This is a genomic window from Desulfoscipio gibsoniae DSM 7213, assembly GCF_000233715.2.
In the GTDB taxonomy this organism is placed as follows: Bacteria; Bacillota; Desulfotomaculia; order Desulfotomaculales; family Desulfallaceae; genus Sporotomaculum; species Sporotomaculum gibsoniae.
The window spans coordinates 4,377,468-4,393,968 of the sequence record NC_021184.1; the positions used below are offsets into that span (position 1 = coordinate 4,377,468).

Genomic DNA, 16,501 nt, shown 5'->3' on the forward strand with positions numbered 1-16,501 from the left:
GTGTAAAATTTAACAATTCGTAATTAATACTATTCATAAGCATAACGTTCATTTCGCTGGCATTAAATTTAAGCGAATAAAAAATCCGGGACTATCCCGGATTTTTTATTTTGAAATAACTACAAGTATTAATGAGGTGGCGGCAAATCCAATTGCTACAAAGACAGTAATTTTAGCTAAAAAATCGTCCAGGCCCTTTTTTTTGCCAAAAAAGGTTTCAGCCCCACCGGCAATAGACCCGGATAAACCGGCGCTCTTACCTGATTGCAGCAAAACCACCGCTATAACACCCAAACATAGGATTACTTGTAAAATAGTTAGAATTATTTCGGCAACAGCCAATTTTACTCCCCCTTATTAACTTAAAAACATTTTAATATACCGGGGTAGATAAAGCAACACCATTGTACCAGTTAAAATGTGTATCGATTTTACTTCTGGCAGTATTAAAACCAATATATTCCCATCAATTTATTGTTAACTATCATACCTTAATTATATATTGCCTTGATTGCATAATGACTTGGAAAATTATACAAAACTACTGTGGTAGCATTAGGCAACAACATAACCTTATTATATGGTGTCCCCGGTCGGGGACACCAGTTTTATGGAAAGTAAGGGTTAGCTAGTTTAAGAACGGCTTGAAACTTAATGTAAGTTATAAAAAACCTGACGGCCTTTGAACAGTGCCGTACCTGCCAGTTCTTCCTCAATACGCAGCAACTGGTTATACTTTACTACCCGGTCGGTGCGTGAAGGAGCACCGGTTTTGATTTGACCCGCATTGATGCCTACCACCAGGTCGGCAATAATGGAGTCTTCGGTTTCCCCGGAGCGGTGGGATACCACGGCGGTATAGCCGGCCTGTTTAGCCATTTCAATGGCCGCCAGCGTTTCAGTAATGGTACCGATTTGATTTAGTTTAATCAGTATGGAATTGGCTGTACCGGATTCGATACCCCGGGCCAGCCGCTCGGTGTTGGTGACAAACAAATCGTCCCCCACAATTTGAACTTTATCACCGATGCGCTGGGTTAACTGTTTCCAGCCATCCCAATCGTCCTCCGCCAAACCATCCTCTATGGATATAATAGGATATTTTTCAGCCAGGCGAGCATAAAAATCAATCATTTCCGCCGCCGTATAAGTTACTCCCTCACCGGCCAGCACATATTTGCCGTCTTTGAAAAATTCGGTTGCCGCCGCATCAATGGCCAATGCCACATCTTCCCCCGGCCGGTATCCGGCCGCTTCAATGGCTTCCACAATCACCGCCAGGGCTTCCTCGTTGGAGCCCAGGTTGGGGGCGAATCCACCTTCATCGCCTACTGCGGTGTTCATACCTTTTTTCTTCAGCACGCTTTTCAGAGTATGAAAAACCTCTGTTCCCATGCGCAGCGCTTCGGCAAAATTCGGGGCTCCCACCGGCATAACCATGAATTCCTGAATATCCATGTTGTTATCGGCATGTTTGCCGCCGTTTAATATGTTCATCATGGGTACAGGTAACAGCCTACCTCCCGTCCCGCCCAGGTAGCGGTACAAGGGTAGATCCAGCGCCCTGGCCGCGGCCCGGGCCACAGCCATGGAGACGCCCAGAATGGCGTTAGCCCCCAGTTTGCCTTTGTTGGGCGTGCCGTCCAAATCGATCATAGTCAAATCAATGCCCGCCTGGTCCACGGCGTCAAAGCCGATAACTTCCGCAGCTATTGTTTCGTTAACGTTTTCTACCGCTTTGGTAACACCTTTACCCTTATAGCGCTTGGGGTCGTCATCCCGCAGTTCCACAGCTTCATAAGCCCCGGTGGAAGCGCCTGAGGGCACCGCGGCCCGCCCCAGGGTACCGTCCTCCAGCATTACATCCACCTCAACGGTGGGGTTACCCCGGGAATCCAGTATCTCTCTGGCCAGTACATCAATTATCGTGGTAGACATTTAAAAACCTCCTCGGAACATAATAACATTTTATTAACTTGTATTAACGTTGCATTTAATAGCATGTCCTAAAATCCAGCAATTAGTTATTTGCGCAATCTGTACCACCACTTGTTTTGCCAAACCCTCCAACTTTCAACCTTTCAACACCCGGCACCAAAGCGAAGTAGTGACAGCACCCGACGCGGCACCATTAGCTTACCGCCGCTAATTTGCTTCCAGCAGGCTGTGCCCCGTCATTTCGGGTGGCTTTTCAATATTGAGCAGCTTCAGTATTGTGGGCGCCACGTCTTCCAAACGCCCGGGGCGCAGTTTGGCGTCTTGGTGTTCCCGGCTGACTAGTATAAAGGGCACGGGGTCTGTTGTATGGGCGGTGAACGGTTCACCGGCATCACCGATCATCGTCTCAGCGTTGCCATGGTCAGCGGTAATCAGAACCAGGCCGCCCGCCTGCTGCACTGCCTGTACCGCCCGGCCAATGCACCGGTCCACCGTTTCCACGGCTTTAATGGCCGCGGGCAGTATCCCGGTATGTCCCACCATATCCGGGTTGGCATAATTGACGATAATCACATCATATTCCTGCTCCATTACTTTATCCAGCAAAGCATCGGTTACTGCCTCCGCGCTCATTTCGGGCTGTAAATCGTAGGTAGCCACCTTAGGTGAAGGGATTAATACCCGGTCCTCACCCTTATTCGGTTTTTCCACACCTCCGTTAAAAAAGAAGGTGACATGGGCGTACTTTTCAGTTTCAGCTAAACGCAGCTGTTTGAGATTATAATAACTTATTACTTCGCCCAGGGTGTTGACCAGCACCTGGGGACGGTAGGTCACCGGCGCATTGATTGTTTTATCGTACTGGGTCATACAAACATAATGCACCCCGGGGCGGTCGGCAGGCCGCTCAAAGCCATCGAAATCCTCGTCCACAAAGGCTCTGGTGATTTGCCTGGCCCGGTCGGGCCGGAAATTAAAGAAAATTATAGCGTCGCCATCGGCTACACGGCCGACGGGATTGCCCTGCCCGTCTACCACCACGGTGGGCTTGACAAATTCATCGGTCTCCTGGCGCCCGTAAGCCTGCTCCAGCGCATCCAGTGCCGATGAAGCCCGGTATCCCTCACCCCGCACCATAGCATAGTAGGCATCTTTGGTTCGCTCCCAGCGGCGATCCCGGTCCATGGCATAATAACGCCCCATTACTGTGGCCACCTGCCCGGTCTCAATCTTGCGCATGCGTTCAACAAGTGGCACTATGTAATCCCGTGCATTGGCCGGGGGCACGTCCCGGCCGTCTAGAAAAGCATGCACAAATACCCGTGACAAACCCTGGTCACGGGCCAGCTCCAAAAGGGCATATAAATGTTCAATGTGGCTGTGCACACCACCATCGGATAACAAACCCATCAAATGCAGTGCGGATTTGCGATCCCGCACTTTATCCATCGCCTCCAGCAGCACCGGGTTGTCGTAAAATGAGCGATCCCGGATAACCCGGCTGATTCTGGTCAATTCCTGGTAGACCACCCGCCCGGCACCCATGTTTAAATGTCCCACCTCGGAATTGCCCATTTGACCTTCGGGCAGCCCCACATCTTCACCGGAGGTACCCAGCACAGTGTGGGGATACTGCGCCAGCAGCTTGTCCATGTTGGGCGTCTCAGCCAGGGCAATGGCATTGCCCTCTTTCTTTTCACTCAGGCCCCAGCCGTCCAAAATAAAGAGCGCCAGGGGCCGTTTATTGGCAGCCAAAACATTTCCTCCCTCTATAACCTGGTTCAATATAGCATTTTAACCGAATACCATATCCAATCATTAATTGTTTTTATAAGATCAAATACCACACGTAAATACTTACTTTTGAAAGTGGCCAATCACCATGTCTAAACTTTCATCTTTACATATCCATATGGCATTAAATTGCTAGAACTCAATCATCTAACAAAAACCGGCACTAATCTAACACCCGGCGAAAATCACCCGGTATCAAAATTAAAGTCCTGTGGGGTTTTTAGTGCAGCATTTGTGATACCACAATAGCCTCAATTTTCAAGGCCAAGTTAATCACTGACACCCCGCGCCGGAGTTCCCCACAGCGTTTTTAATAATACCGGCAAAGCTGTCAGCCTGCAGGCTGGCACCGCCCACCAGAGCTCCGTCAATATCGGGCTGGGCCATCAACTCGGCGGCGTTGCCCGGCTTTACACTGCCCCCGTATTGAATGCGAACTGCCCCGGCCGCGGCTTCATCAAACAGGTCGCTGAGCAGTCCCCGGATGAACATGTTCACCTGCTGGGCGTCAGCCGCCGAGGCCGTGCGCCCGGTGCCGATGGCCCATACCGGCTCGTAGGCCACCACCAGCCCTGCAACCTGTTGGGCGGTTAATCCCGCCAGGGAGCCCTGCACCTGCCCGCGCACAACTTCTTCTGTGGTGCCCGACTCCCGCTCCTCCAGCCGCTCGCCCACACATACAATGGGCAGCAAATTATGAGCCAGCGCGGCGTGCACCTTTTTATTCACTGTCACGTCAGTTTCCCCGAAATACTGCCGGCGCTCCGAGTGGCCCAGAATAACATAGCGGCAGCCGGCTTCCTTAAGCATACCCGGGGCAATTTCCCCGGTGTACGCGCCCTCATTCTCCCAGTACATATTTTGAGCCCCCAGGGCGATATTGCCTCCCTGGCTGTGCAACTGAGCGGCCACCACCGCCAGAGCTGTAAAGGGCGGACAGACCACTATTTCCACACCGCTCACCCCGGCCACCAAGCCGGCCAGTTCGCGCACAAAATTGACCGCCTCACCGACGGTCTTGTACATTTTCCAGTTACCCGCTATGATGGGTACACGCATGGCACACACTCCTCTTTATACCGCAGAAGACCCCGCCCCGGGCATATGCCCGAAATGGGGTTTTCCACCTGTATAGCAAGCCTATTTATCCTGCAAAGCCGCCACCCCGGGCAATTCTTTGCCCTCCAAAAACTCGAGCGACGCTCCGCCGCCGGTGGAGATATGCGTAATTCTGCCTGCCACCCCGGCCTTTTCCACCGCGGCCGCTGAATCACCACCGCCGATGACAGTGACGGCCTTGCTATCCGCCAGCCCCCGGGCAATGCCCATGGTACCTTTAGCAAATGGTTCCATTTCAAATACGCCCAGGGGGCCGTTCCAAACTACCGTAACGGCATCTTTAAGCAAATTACCGAACTTCTGCACTGTTTCCGGCCCTATATCCAGTATCATACAATCTCCGGGCACAGCACTTACCGGCACCACGCGGGCATCAGCGTCGGGCGATGCCGCCGGGGCCACCACCACATCCACTGGCAGCTGCAGGTCTACACCTTTTTCCCGGGCCTTTTTCATCAACTGCCCGGCCAGCTCCACTTTATCAGCCTCTAATAATGACTTGCCTATGGTAAGGCCGCCGGCTTTGAAAAAAGTATTCGCCATACCGCCGCCAATTAAAAGGGCATCTACCTTGTTTAAAAGGTTGTCGATGACACCTATTTTATCGGAAACCTTGGCTCCGCCCATAATGGCCACAAAGGGGCGGCCAGGGGAGCCCAGCACCTGGCTCAGCATGGTAATTTCCTTTTCCATTAAAAAACCGGCCACCGCAGGGAGTAACTGCGCAACGCCCTGGTTGGATGCATGGGCCCGGTGAGCTGTACCAAAGGCATCATTTACAAGCACGTCGCCCAGAGCCGCCAGCTGGCGGGCAAAATCGGCATCGTTTTTTTCTTCCCCGGGATGAAACCGCAAATTCTCCAGCAGCAGCACATCCCCTTCTCCCAACTGTTCCACCGCCTGCCGGGCCTGCTCTCCAATACAGTCGTCCGCTTTTCGCACCGGAACCCCCAGCAGCTGCTCCAGGCGGGCGGCTACGGCATCCAGCCGGTAACTTTCATTAACCTGCCCTTTGGGCCTGCCCAGGTGCGACATCAGTATAACCCTGGCTTTTTCTCCGGCCAGATACTTGATGGTGGGCAGCGCTGCTTTGATACGGGTATCATCGGTTACATGGCCCTCCTTATCCAGAGGTACGTTGAAATCCACCCGTACCAGCACCCGTTTACCGGATACATCCACATCCCGGACGGTCTTTTTCGCCATAAGATCCCCCCTACGGAAATACTAACCACGTCTTATGATAATATTATAATCCTCTTTTAGCAATGTATTCTACTAAATCTACCACCCGGTTGGAATAACCCCACTCGTTATCGTACCAGGCCAGCACCTTGACCATGTCATCCTGAATCACCATTGTGGAAAGAGCATCCACAATAGAGGCATGGGGGTCACCGTTATAGTCGATGGAAACAAGGGGTAGTTCGCTGTAACCCAGTATACCCTTTAACTCGCCCTCGGATGCATTTTTAAAAGCCTCGTTTACTTCCTCACGGGTTACCTTTTTCTGCAGCTGCACCACTAAATCAACCACTGATACATTGAGGGTGGGCACCCTCATGGCCATACCATTGAGCCGTCCCTGCAGCTCAGGCAGCACCAGCGCCACCGCCCGGGCCGCCCCGGTGGTGGTGGGAATAATAGAGTTAAAAGCCGCCCTGCTACGGCGCATATCTTTGCTGGGCATATCAAGAATTTGCTGGTTATTGGTCACCGCGTGCACCGTGGTCATCAGACCTTTGACAATGCCGAATTTTTTAAGCAACACCTTGGCCACCGGTGCCAGGCAGTTGGTGGTGCAGGAGGCGTTACTCACCACATGATGCACGGCGGGGTCATATTTTTCCTCATTAACCCCCATCACTAATGTTAAACATTCTCCTTTGGCCGGTGCGGATATAACTACTTTTTTAGCCCCTGCCGCCAGGTGAGCCGAAGCCTTCTCAGAGTCATTAAACTTACCGGTGGATTCCACCACTATATCCACGCCCAGTTCTCCCCAGGGCAGCGCGGCAGGATCCCCTTCGGATAACACTTTAAATTGCTGGCCATTAACGGCAATCGTATCATCATAACCCTTTATATCGTCATTCAACCTGCCGTGAATAGAATCATACTTTAGCGTGTGGGCAAGCGTACTGGCAAATAAATCGTTTGCCGGCAGCCTTCGGGATTTATGATTAACGGCCACCACCTCAATTTCCGGATGGCTCAATGCTGCTCTCAATACTAAACGTCCAATTCTGCCAAAACCGTTAATCCCCAATTTCACCGCCATTATTACTACCCACTCCTTTCAATAGTATACATTACTACTGTTTTATTTATTAAATATGCTATACTCTATTCGCTAATCCATAAATTATTTCCTCCTTTTTTGTATACAAGAATACAAAAAAAATAAAAAAAGGAACCGCTGGGCAGTTCCTCCTTAAAATGCGTGCGTTAGTATCGTTTTCTTTTTCTTATGGGCGGTATATTCATTTCATCACGATATTTGGCCACCGTGCGCCGGGAAATTTTAACGCCCCGCCCGTTAAGTATATCCGCAATCTGCTGGTCGTTGAGCGGTTTTTTGGGATCCTCCCCGTCAACAATCTCCCGCAATGTTTTTTTGATGCTTTCAGCGGAAACTGCGGACCCTCCCGCATTTAAACCGGAAGAGAAAAAGTATTTCATTTCAAAAACACCCTGGGGAGTCTGAATATACTTATTCGAAGTGGCCCTGGACACTGTGGACTCATGCAGTCCCACAATATCAGCCACTGTTTTAAGATTGAGCGGTTTTAAATGTTTAACCCCATAATCCAGAAAGTCCCGCTGCAGATCAACCAAACATTTAGTAACCTTGTACAGGGTCAGGCGTCGCTGCTCAATACTTTTTATCAGCCAGGCCGCAGCATTCAATTTATGCTCCACAAATTTTTTAGTCTGGCTGTCTCCCTTATCCTGACCCAGCACAGCACGATAGGTGTTATTAATGGTCAAGCGGGGCACGGAAGTATCATTGGTGATAATTACATACTCACCATCCACTTTATTTAACACAATATCGGGTACAATATACCGGTTATCGTTAAAATTGCTAAAATTGCGACCGGGTTTAGGGTCCAGGGTTTTCAGCAAGTCGGCCACCCGCTGAATCTCTTGCACCGGTACGCCCAGCACCTGGGCCATACGGCTGTACTTACCGTCAGCCAGGTCCATAAGATGCCTTTCCACCACCACATGAGCCAGGGGGTCATCAATTCCCAAGTAAGTCAATTGCAGCAGCAGGCATTCCTGCAGCGAGCGGGCCCCCACTCCCGGCGGGTCAAAGGCTTGCACAATCTTCAATGCATCCAGCACCTCATCAGCCACCGCATCTACTTGTTTAGCTATTTCATCAATTGAACAGCCGAGATAGCCATGATCATTGATATTACCAATAATATATTCAGCAATGTCCCTTTTACGCTTGGCACATCTGATCAGACCCAGCTGCAGCATCAGGTGTTCTATTAAATTGGGTGCACGGGTGACATAATGTTCATAACTGTATTCATTTTGTTCCCGGCGCACCTCGGACCGGGACATGCCCAGGTCACTGCTGTCATGAAAATAATCCTGCCAGTCTATATCGTATTCCTTTTGTTTTTCCCCGGCGCCTGATTCGTCAGGTAAGTGTTCTTCTACGCTCACCTTTTCGAAATCCTCCCCGATTTCCAGCAACGGGTTCTCCTGAAGCTGCTGCTCCACATACGTGCCCAGTTCCAGGGAAGAGAGCTGCAAAACGGTAATGGCCTGGCGCAATTCGGGAGTCATAATTAGTTTCTGAGTTTGCACGATGTTGAGACCATAACCCATGCGCATAGCCAGATAACTCCTCCTAGCAAATTTTCAATAAGTTGCAATAAAATTTGAAATACTTTAAATATATATATTCTACACACACCTGCAAAAATCCTGCCTGCAATTTTTTAATGCAAATATATTCTGCAAACCGGGAAACGATGACAATAGCCAACAAAAATCATCCCCCGCCCAACAATAAAAATCCGTTTAAAAACCCGGCGGCATATCACCGGCCCGCAGCTTTTCCGCCATCTGGTCCAGTTTGCGCAGGCGGTGGTTAACCCCCGATTTACCTAGCGGCGGGTTGGCCATTTCACCCAGTTCTTTCAAGCTGGCATCCGGAAAACTCAAGCGCAGTTCAGCTATCTCCCTCAGCCCCAGGGGCAGTTTATCGATGCCGATAACCCTGGCTACCTGGGCAATACTTTCTATCTGGCGCAGCGAAGCATCCACTGTTTTATTCAAATTTGCGGTTTCACAATTGACCAGCCGGTTAACCTGGTTACGCATACCCTTAAATATCCTGGTGTTCTCAAACTCCAGCAGCGCGGAGTGAGCACCCATAAGGTTAAGGCACTCCACAATCTGTTCACTATCCTTTAAATAAACGACAAACCAGGCTTTACGCCTGCTGATTTTGGCTGTCAGTCCAAACTTTTGCATCAAACGACAGAGATCGGCGGCATGCCGCCCCTTGCTAGTAATAATTTCCATATGGTAATTGCCACCCGGGCTGTTTACTGACCCGCCCCCCAAAAAAGCACCCCTCAGGTAAGCACGCCGGCAGCAGTTACGACTCACCATATCCTGCAGTAAATCTTCGCGCAGGGACCCATCAAACCTTTGCAAGCCCAACCGCACCAGCATATCCCGCAAGCCCTCCTGGGGCGGTATGCGTACCCAATAAACATTATTCTTACGCAGGCGGACCTTTTTTTTAACCAGCACCTCGGCCTGCATGCCAAAAAGCTCTTTAACCAGCTTGAAAACTTTACGGGCTACGGCAGCATTATGGTTTAATATATTTAGCGACATCTGCCGCCCGCTCACCTGGAGGGAACCGTCCATTTTAATTAATGCAAGCAGCTCGGCCATTTTACAGCACTGCCGCGAGCCCATCACCCTGGCCAGTTCATTTTTTGTCAGTATGGAAAAACTCAATCAGGCCACCCCCAAAGGAAAAACCGGTACAACCGCGCATTACTCATTGACCAGCTTCATCTTATGAGTTATGAAACACCAATGGCAATCAATATGTCTATAATACCTACAAATGCCCCACTGTTTACTGAATAATTTCTTCCATCACTGTCCGCTCCAGCGCCCCGGCCAGCAGACCCTCTATATCCAACCCCTGCTCGGCATCCAGCGCTTGCTCCAGGCGGGGTCTAGTCGCCGGATGTTTAGGCAAAAATAAAGTGCAGCAGTCCTCATATGGCAGCACCGATGTTGCGTAAGTTCCGATAGCTTGCGCCCGGCTGACAATCTCTAGCTTATCCATACCCACCAGCGGGCGCAGCACGGGAATATCGATAACCTGGTTAATCACCCGCATGCTTTCCAGCGTTTGGCTGGCCACCTGCCCCACACTTTCCCCGGTTACCACTGCCAGCGCCCTCTGTTTATCTGCAATCCGCGCAGACAGGCGGAACATCATGCGCCGCATAATAGTCACCCGCAGTTCCTCGGGACAGTTTTTTTGAATTTCCTTTTGAATGTCGGTAAAATGTACTACATGCATTTTAATTCGCGCTGTGTATCCCGTTAAAATGCGGCACAGGTCACGTACCTTTTCCAGAGACTTTTCACCGGTAAAGGGAAAACTATAAAAGTGCACCGCTTCAATTTCAATGCCCCGCTTCATGGCCATCCAGCCGGCCACCGGGCTGTCAATTCCCCCGGAAAGCAGCAGCATCGCCTTGCCGCTGACCCCCACGGGCAGACCGCCCACACCCGGTATATCATCGGCATAAACAAAAGCGTTTTTTTCACGAATTTCAACGCCCACCCTGATCCGAGGGGTATGCACGTCCACCTGCAGGCCAGGAAAATGATCCAGCAAATATCCTCCAATAAGACCGTTAAGCTCCGGAGAGGTACGGGGGAATTGTTTATTGGAGCGCCTGGCCTCTACTTTAAAAGTCAGCGGCGTACCGGCAGGCAGCGAAACGCGGGCCGCGGCATCTTTAATAGTAGCCAGCGCCCCGTCACAAATGGCTTGCTCGTCCAGGGGCAGACGAAGGGCCGGGCTGATTCCCACAATGCCAAAAACCTTGCTTAATATATCCAACACCCGGGCCGGCTCGGCTTCGCTTTCCACCAAAATGCGGCCATACACCCGCAGTACCCGGGACCAGCCCAATTTGTTGAGCGCCCGGCTGATATTATCCATCAACTTGCGTTCGAAAGCCGGCCTGTTTTTGCCCTTGAGCCCGATTTCCCCGTAACGAATCATATATGTATTATACATGGTCCATCGTCCCTTTCATCATCAAAAATACATCCTATTTATACAAGTCATACAATTCCCGGACCACCTCTGCCGTTTGCTCCACTGCGTATGCAATTTCCTCTTCCGTGGTCAAAGACGACAGGCTGAACCGCACCGCCCCTTCCAGCAGCTCGCTATTAACGCCCATAGCCTTTAGTACATGGCTGCCCGGATTTTTTCGGCTGGCACAGGCCGACCCGGTGGAAACATAAATACCCCGCTCCTCCAATGAGTGCAGCAGTATCTCGCCCCGCAACCCGGGAAAGGAAATGTTGGCAATATGCGGAGCACAGCGCTGGTTCTCCTCCCAGCATGGGGGACCGTTTAAAACCGCGCGGGGCACAGCTGCCAGTACGCCCTCAACCAGCTTTTTTTTTAAGGGAAATATTTTCTCCGCCGTCCCCCTGATCTCCCGGTTAATTACTTCAGCCGCAGCGCCAAAGCCTGCAATACCGGGCACGTTTTCAGTGCCCGAGCGCCGGCCATTTTCCTGTCCACCTCCGGCCACCAGGGGTCGCAGCTGGATGTGCTGTGCCGCATATAGCGCCCCCACCCCCTTGGGACCGTGCGCCTTGTGGGCACTCACCGACAGCAAATCCACACCCAGCTCCCCGGGCCGCACGGACAGCTTACCAAAAGCCTGCACTGCATCGACATGCCATAGTAACTTGCGCCCGCCCTTACGAAAATCGGCCAGCACCCCGGCGATTTCATCCAGCGGCTGCACCGCTCCCACTTCGTTGTTCACATACATTACCGTTACCAGATAAGTATCATCCCGCAAGGCCTCCCGCAGCTGCAGGGGGTCCACCAACCCCTGCCCATCGACGGGCAGCACCGTTACCTCGATATTCTGCTCTTTTAACTGCCCGCAGGCATTTAAAACGGCGGGGTGTTCCACCACCGTGGTTATCACATGCCTCCCCCGCCGGCCGGGCGGCGCTCCCTTAATGGCTAAATTAATAGCCTCGGTACCCCCGCCGGTGAACACAATTTCACCGGGACTCACGCCCAGACTAGCGGCCACCGCTTCTCGCGCCCGGCTCAGCACCCGGCCGGCCTCCACACCCTTTTTGTGCAGCGAAGAGGGGTTTCCGTAATGTTCTTCCATCGCCTCCACCACAGCCCGGACCACTGCGGGGTATGGGCTGGTGGTAGCACTGTTATCCAGATATACTTGTCGCCCTGTCATAATGGCCACTTCCTCAAAGATTTCTTAATTAAGTCATACGGCATTTCATATTATTCCATAGTATACCGCAAACCAAACAGCGTCAAGCAACAGTAAGTCAACAGAAAAACCGGCCTATAAGTATTAAATATACCCGACCGGTTTACTCCACATTTGGTCGTATCCCATCCGACTGTTTATAATAATTCAAGACCAACAGCAATGGTATTGAATAAAAAAGCTTGTGAAACAAGGCAAATCGCTCAGCAGGCCAACAAATGTCCATATACAGCAGCTAATCATAAGTCAAGGCACCGGAAGCTTTCCCCGGTGCCTTTTCGACATAACCTAAGCAGGTTATTTAACTATAATCCGTCAATAATATATACCACTATATCTCGCCTGGTTTATTTTTTAAACCCAGTTCCGCCCCCCTGATTGCCTTTACGGCACATCGCACTTTCCAACCCGCTATTGCCCTTTTTGGGCTGAAGATAATTGTTTATATAAACCACCCGATCCGGATGGCGACGCTCACCATATACTAGATTGATAAGCAAATGAGCCAGCCTGTCGGGGTGATGGCGCACCACTTCACCCTCCTGCAGCAGCTTGCCGGTAACAGGTGTTACCCCAAGTTCTTGAATAACTTCAAGATCTGCCTCAACCGGCGCGGCACCCTCTTTGCGATACCGTCCCGCCAACCGGTTCGGTACGCTTGCCGTGTTAACCACTATATAATCAATTATTGCACCGGCGTGTTCAATGATAGCCTGTAAGTGGCGGGAGGCCGGGTAGCCGTCGGTTTCGCCGGGCTGGGTCATGACATTGCATACATAAATTTTCGCGGCCCTGGACCTGGCTATGGCCTCGGGAATACCCTGCACCAAAAGCCCCGGTAGAATGCTGGTATAAAGGCTCCCCGGCCCCATAATAATTGCATCGGCCTCCCAGATAGCTTTCAAAGCCTCCTCCGTAGGACGGCAGTTACCCGGATCTAAAAATACACGCCTGATCTTCTTACCGCTTTTAGGTATCTTGGATTCCCCGCAAACCACTGTACCGTCTTCCATTTCCGCACACAACCGGACATCAGCCAAGGTAGCCGGAAAAACTTGACCCCGCACCGCCAGCACCCGGCTGAGACCGCGGACTGCCCGGTCAAAGCCGCCGCTAATTCCACACAGGGCGGCAAGCAAAAGATTGCCCAAATTATGCCCCTTGAGCTCCCCCGCAGCAAAACGATACTGCAGCAACTCCTCCATCAGCGGTTCCCGGTCGGCTAGAGCCACCAGGCAATTACGGATATCGCCGGGGGGCAGTATACCCAAATCGCCACGCAGCCGGCCCGAGCTGCCGCCATCGTCGGCCACTGTGACAATGGCCGTCAGATTGCCGGTGTATTGCTTAAGGCCGCGCAATAAAACCGGAATACCCGTGCCGCCGCCGATGACCACCACCCGTGGTCCCCTCTCCAGGCAGCGCCGGTTATAGATCACATCCACCAGCCTGTCTCCGCCGGGCATAACGGCGTTAACCACTGAATGCAAGGCCCGGCGCAGCCCATATACCAGTAAAGCAGCCCCGGCGGCCATAAAAACAAGGCCGGGTAACTGCAAACGGCTTTGGCTCGTGATAGTATTGAACAGCCTTTCCCACAGCGATACCGTGACCGGGGAAAAAGAAAATATCGCTAGCACAACACCGGCTGATAGCAGCATCCCCCCCAGCAGTGCCAGGAAGAGCCAGCGCTTGATAAACATGCCCGGGTACAGCCATTTAGTCATATGTTATTAGCTCCCCTCATATGCCTTCCGCAAAGTAAAACCCGGCTGCTATACTGAATAAAGATAATAACAGTAACATTCTTAAAAGCAACAATTCCAAACTAATTGAATTAATATCTTCTACCAAGCTATGGACGCAAATGGACAAAACCTACCCTACCCGGCCAATATCCCGGTGACTTACCGTAACCCGGTATTCCTTACCCCGCAGTATCTCCCCCAAATGGTTGGCCAGGGCCACGGAGCGGTGCATGCCGCCGGTGCAGCCGATGGCGATCATTAATGTGGTTTTGCCTTCATCGATATAGCAGGGGATGAGAAACTCCACCAGGTCGGTAAATTTATTCATAAATTTGGTAGTAACCGGCGAGTTAAATACAAAATCACGCACAACCGGATCATTACCGGACAACGGCCGCATAGCCGGGTCATAATAGGGGTTGGGCAGGAAACGTACATCAATTACCAGGTCACTATCCAGAGGAATACCATATTTAAAACCAAATGAAATAACGGTAATCAGCAGCTGGTAACTAGCCCCGTCGCTGCCGAACAAGTCTACCAGCTTACCTTTGAGCTGCTGAGGCTTTAAATTTGAGGTATCAATGATTTTGTCAGCACGGCCCCTGATTTCCTCCAACAACACCCGTTCCTCCCGAATGTTGCGCAGCACTTCGCCGTGAGTACCAAGGGGATGGCGGCGGCGCGATTCTTTATATCGCCTTACCAGCACCTCATCCGATGCTTCCAGAAAAAGTATCTCGTAGGCAATGTCACATTGTTCCAGCTGCTCCAGCACTTCGGAAAGTGCCTGAAAAAACTCCCCACCTCGTATATCTACCACTAACGCTATATTATTAATCCCCCGGTCAGTTTGTGCACAAAGTTCGGCAAATTTGGGGATTAAGGTGGGCGGCAAATTATCCACACAAAAATAACCCATATCCTCCAGGCAGCGCAAGGCCTGGCTTTTCCCGGCACCGGACAGCCCGGTGACGATAACCATATGTGCAGGCAATGACACCCACCCTTTCTATAATGAATTCAGCCACGACTAAATGATTAAACCACTGTCCCTAAAAAGCATCACGATACCGGAGGTACCAGTCGCCCGGGCAATCCGGCAGCACCAGGCAGATACCCCGACCCTGATTTTGGCTCAACCGGGCGGGCATTTAGTACCTTTTCGGGGGGCACCCGGTACTTGTCCAATAACTGGATACCGGTGGACAGCTCACCCACTGTTGAGGGAAAATGAGCGTCGCTGTTCACCACCAGCTTTGCCCCCCAGCGCAGCGCGGCCTGCACCACATTATCCCGGTTATAATGGTGACCGGTGTTTATCTCCATGGCACAGCCGGCGGCGGCACAAGCCCTGGCTACCTCGTCCAGATCCACATCCATCACCAAATCAGGGTGAGAGATAAAAGTCAGCGGGTTATTGCGCACCGCGGCCACCAGTGCCATGGTATTGGCCTCGCGCATCTTTTCTCGCACCCATCTGATCGTTTTGCCTATCCGGTTGGGCAATATCCAGGTCAGCGTTTCCCACCAGGGCCGGCACCACACCTGGGGATGCAGACCGGCAATCAGTATGTCCAGTTCATTAATTACGGCCTCCGGCACATCGATCTCACCACGCAGGCTGATCACATTCGCTTCGGCGCCCACCAGCACCCGTACCGGGTAAAGCTCAGATAGCCGGGCCGCCTGCTCCTTAATCTCCCGGTATACCCCGGCATTTCGAACACCGATAAACATGCCCCGGGGACCATGATCGGTAATCGCTACCTCTGTCAGGCCGCGCCGGACCGCCGCCGCCACCATTTCCTCCGGCGTGGCGTGCCCGTCGCTGTAGTGGGTATGCACATGCCAATCAGCAAACAGCTGCATTATTTTTCTCCTGTTTAAATTCCTTCAGTTATAGTCAGGAAAGCCTGGTTCTATCATTTTATATTTTTATATAGTCCCTGCGATGCTATTCACTCCGCGTAGGCATTATTTAGAACCAACTTTTCCCCCGGCAATTTTATTTGCCGGTCTTGATCTGCAGCCTGATCCGACAGCCGTGCCAATTTAATACAATATAATATAATGTTTATGCACACTGATAATATTCTACCATATCGCAGCCCAAATACAATTTTTATCATAAACTCACCCAGAGGACTATTACCTCTCCACCCTAACACCATGCCATGTTAACTATAGCAGAAAGCTCCTCTCCTGACTGTAATATTTTTTACAGCCACAACATAAATTTAACTTGTCTTACCAATCTTATGTAGAAAAATGCAAATCCCTGCCTATCCACTTTAAATATTTTATAAAAACAGTTATACTGGTAAATAAAACCTTTTTCGC

13 protein-coding genes are annotated in these 16,501 nt (G+C 51.2%); all 13 read right to left on the bottom strand.

All coding sequences use genetic code 11. The features are described 5' to 3' along the window. Nucleotides 1–105: 105 nt before the first annotated feature. On the bottom strand, nt 106–342 hold the full coding sequence (secG, locus tag DESGI_RS20395) for a preprotein translocase subunit SecG (protein ID WP_006521406.1): 237 nt from the start codon (nt 340–342) through the stop codon (nt 106–108). A 309-nt stretch (nt 343–651) separates the two neighbouring features. Further along, nucleotides 652–1,938, bottom strand: coding sequence for a phosphopyruvate hydratase (gene eno / locus DESGI_RS20400; protein ID WP_006521405.1), 1,287 nt, complete (start codon nt 1,936–1,938; stop codon nt 652–654). A 207-nt stretch (nt 1,939–2,145) separates the two neighbouring features. Continuing rightward, nucleotides 2,146–3,693 carry a 2,3-bisphosphoglycerate-independent phosphoglycerate mutase gene (gene gpmI, locus DESGI_RS20405; protein ID WP_006521404.1) on the bottom strand — a complete coding sequence of 516 codons (1,548 nt, stop codon included), beginning with the start codon at nt 3,691–3,693 and terminating at the stop codon, nt 2,146–2,148. A 312-nt stretch (nt 3,694–4,005) separates the two neighbouring features. Next, a complete protein-coding gene (gene tpiA, locus DESGI_RS20410; protein ID WP_006521403.1) occupies nt 4,006–4,791 on the bottom strand; it encodes a triose-phosphate isomerase in 786 nt (261 codons plus the stop codon). Nucleotides 4,792–4,872: 81 nt separating this feature from the next. After that, entirely contained in the window at nt 4,873–6,057 is a 1,185-nt protein-coding gene (locus DESGI_RS20415) for a phosphoglycerate kinase (RefSeq protein ID WP_006521402.1), read from the bottom strand. A gap of 43 nt (nt 6,058–6,100) precedes the next feature. After that, entirely contained in the window at nt 6,101–7,132 is a 1,032-nt protein-coding gene (gene gap / locus DESGI_RS20420; protein WP_006521401.1) for a type I glyceraldehyde-3-phosphate dehydrogenase, read from the bottom strand. A gap of 167 nt (nt 7,133–7,299) precedes the next feature. Beyond that, complete coding sequence (gene rpoN / locus DESGI_RS20425) at nt 7,300–8,706, bottom strand: RNA polymerase factor sigma-54 (protein ID WP_006521400.1); 1,407 nt, start codon at nt 8,704–8,706, stop codon at nt 7,300–7,302. Between the two features lie 189 nt (nt 8,707–8,895). Next, on the bottom strand, nt 8,896–9,849 hold the full coding sequence (gene whiA / locus DESGI_RS20430; protein ID WP_006521399.1) for a DNA-binding protein WhiA: 954 nt from the start codon (nt 9,847–9,849) through the stop codon (nt 8,896–8,898). Nucleotides 9,850–9,973: 124 nt separating this feature from the next. After that, nucleotides 9,974–11,158 carry a tRNA uracil 4-sulfurtransferase ThiI gene (gene thiI, locus DESGI_RS20435; RefSeq protein ID WP_006521398.1) on the bottom strand — a complete coding sequence of 395 codons (1,185 nt, stop codon included), beginning with the start codon at nt 11,156–11,158 and terminating at the stop codon, nt 9,974–9,976. A 34-nt stretch (nt 11,159–11,192) separates the two neighbouring features. Next, on the bottom strand, nt 11,193–12,371 hold the full coding sequence (locus tag DESGI_RS20440; protein WP_006521397.1) for a cysteine desulfurase family protein: 1,179 nt from the start codon (nt 12,369–12,371) through the stop codon (nt 11,193–11,195). A 386-nt stretch (nt 12,372–12,757) separates the two neighbouring features. Beyond that, nucleotides 12,758–14,137 carry a gluconeogenesis factor YvcK family protein gene (locus DESGI_RS20445; RefSeq protein ID WP_006521396.1) on the bottom strand — a complete coding sequence of 460 codons (1,380 nt, stop codon included), beginning with the start codon at nt 14,135–14,137 and terminating at the stop codon, nt 12,758–12,760. A gap of 151 nt (nt 14,138–14,288) precedes the next feature. Then, nucleotides 14,289–15,143 carry an RNase adapter RapZ gene (gene rapZ, locus DESGI_RS20450; RefSeq protein ID WP_041285757.1) on the bottom strand — a complete coding sequence of 285 codons (855 nt, stop codon included), beginning with the start codon at nt 15,141–15,143 and terminating at the stop codon, nt 14,289–14,291. 80 nt (nt 15,144–15,223) lie between these two features. Further along, nucleotides 15,224–16,030, bottom strand: a complete 807-nt coding sequence (locus tag DESGI_RS20455) for a PHP domain-containing protein (RefSeq protein ID WP_006521394.1) — start codon at nt 16,028–16,030, stop codon at nt 15,224–15,226. Nucleotides 16,031–16,501 lie beyond the last annotated feature (471 nt).

What these genes read in the sequence shown, in the direction of transcription:
- eno (WP_006521405.1), bottom strand. Translation starts at nt 1,938, where the DNA reads ATGTCTACCACGATAATTGATGTACTGGCCAGAGAGATACTGGATTCC.
- tpiA (WP_006521403.1), bottom strand. Translation starts at nt 4,791, where the DNA reads ATGCGTGTACCCATCATAGCGGGTAACTGGAAAATGTACAAGACCGTC.
- DESGI_RS20415 (WP_006521402.1), bottom strand. Translation starts at nt 6,057, where the DNA reads ATGGCGAAAAAGACCGTCCGGGATGTGGATGTATCCGGTAAACGGGTG.
- gap (WP_006521401.1), bottom strand. Translation starts at nt 7,132, where the DNA reads ATGGCGGTGAAATTGGGGATTAACGGTTTTGGCAGAATTGGACGTTTA.
- rpoN (WP_006521400.1), bottom strand. Translation starts at nt 8,706, where the DNA reads ATGCGCATGGGTTATGGTCTCAACATCGTGCAAACTCAGAAACTAATT.
- thiI (WP_006521398.1), bottom strand. Translation starts at nt 11,158, where the DNA reads ATGTATAATACATATATGATTCGTTACGGGGAAATCGGGCTCAAGGGC.
- DESGI_RS20440 (WP_006521397.1), bottom strand. Translation starts at nt 12,371, where the DNA reads ATGACAGGGCGACAAGTATATCTGGATAACAGTGCTACCACCAGCCCA.
- DESGI_RS20445 (WP_006521396.1), bottom strand. Translation starts at nt 14,137, where the DNA reads ATGACTAAATGGCTGTACCCGGGCATGTTTATCAAGCGCTGGCTCTTC.
- rapZ (WP_041285757.1), bottom strand. Translation starts at nt 15,143, where the DNA reads ATGGTTATCGTCACCGGGCTGTCCGGTGCCGGGAAAAGCCAGGCCTTG.
- DESGI_RS20455 (WP_006521394.1), bottom strand. Translation starts at nt 16,030, where the DNA reads ATGCAGCTGTTTGCTGATTGGCATGTGCATACCCACTACAGCGACGGG.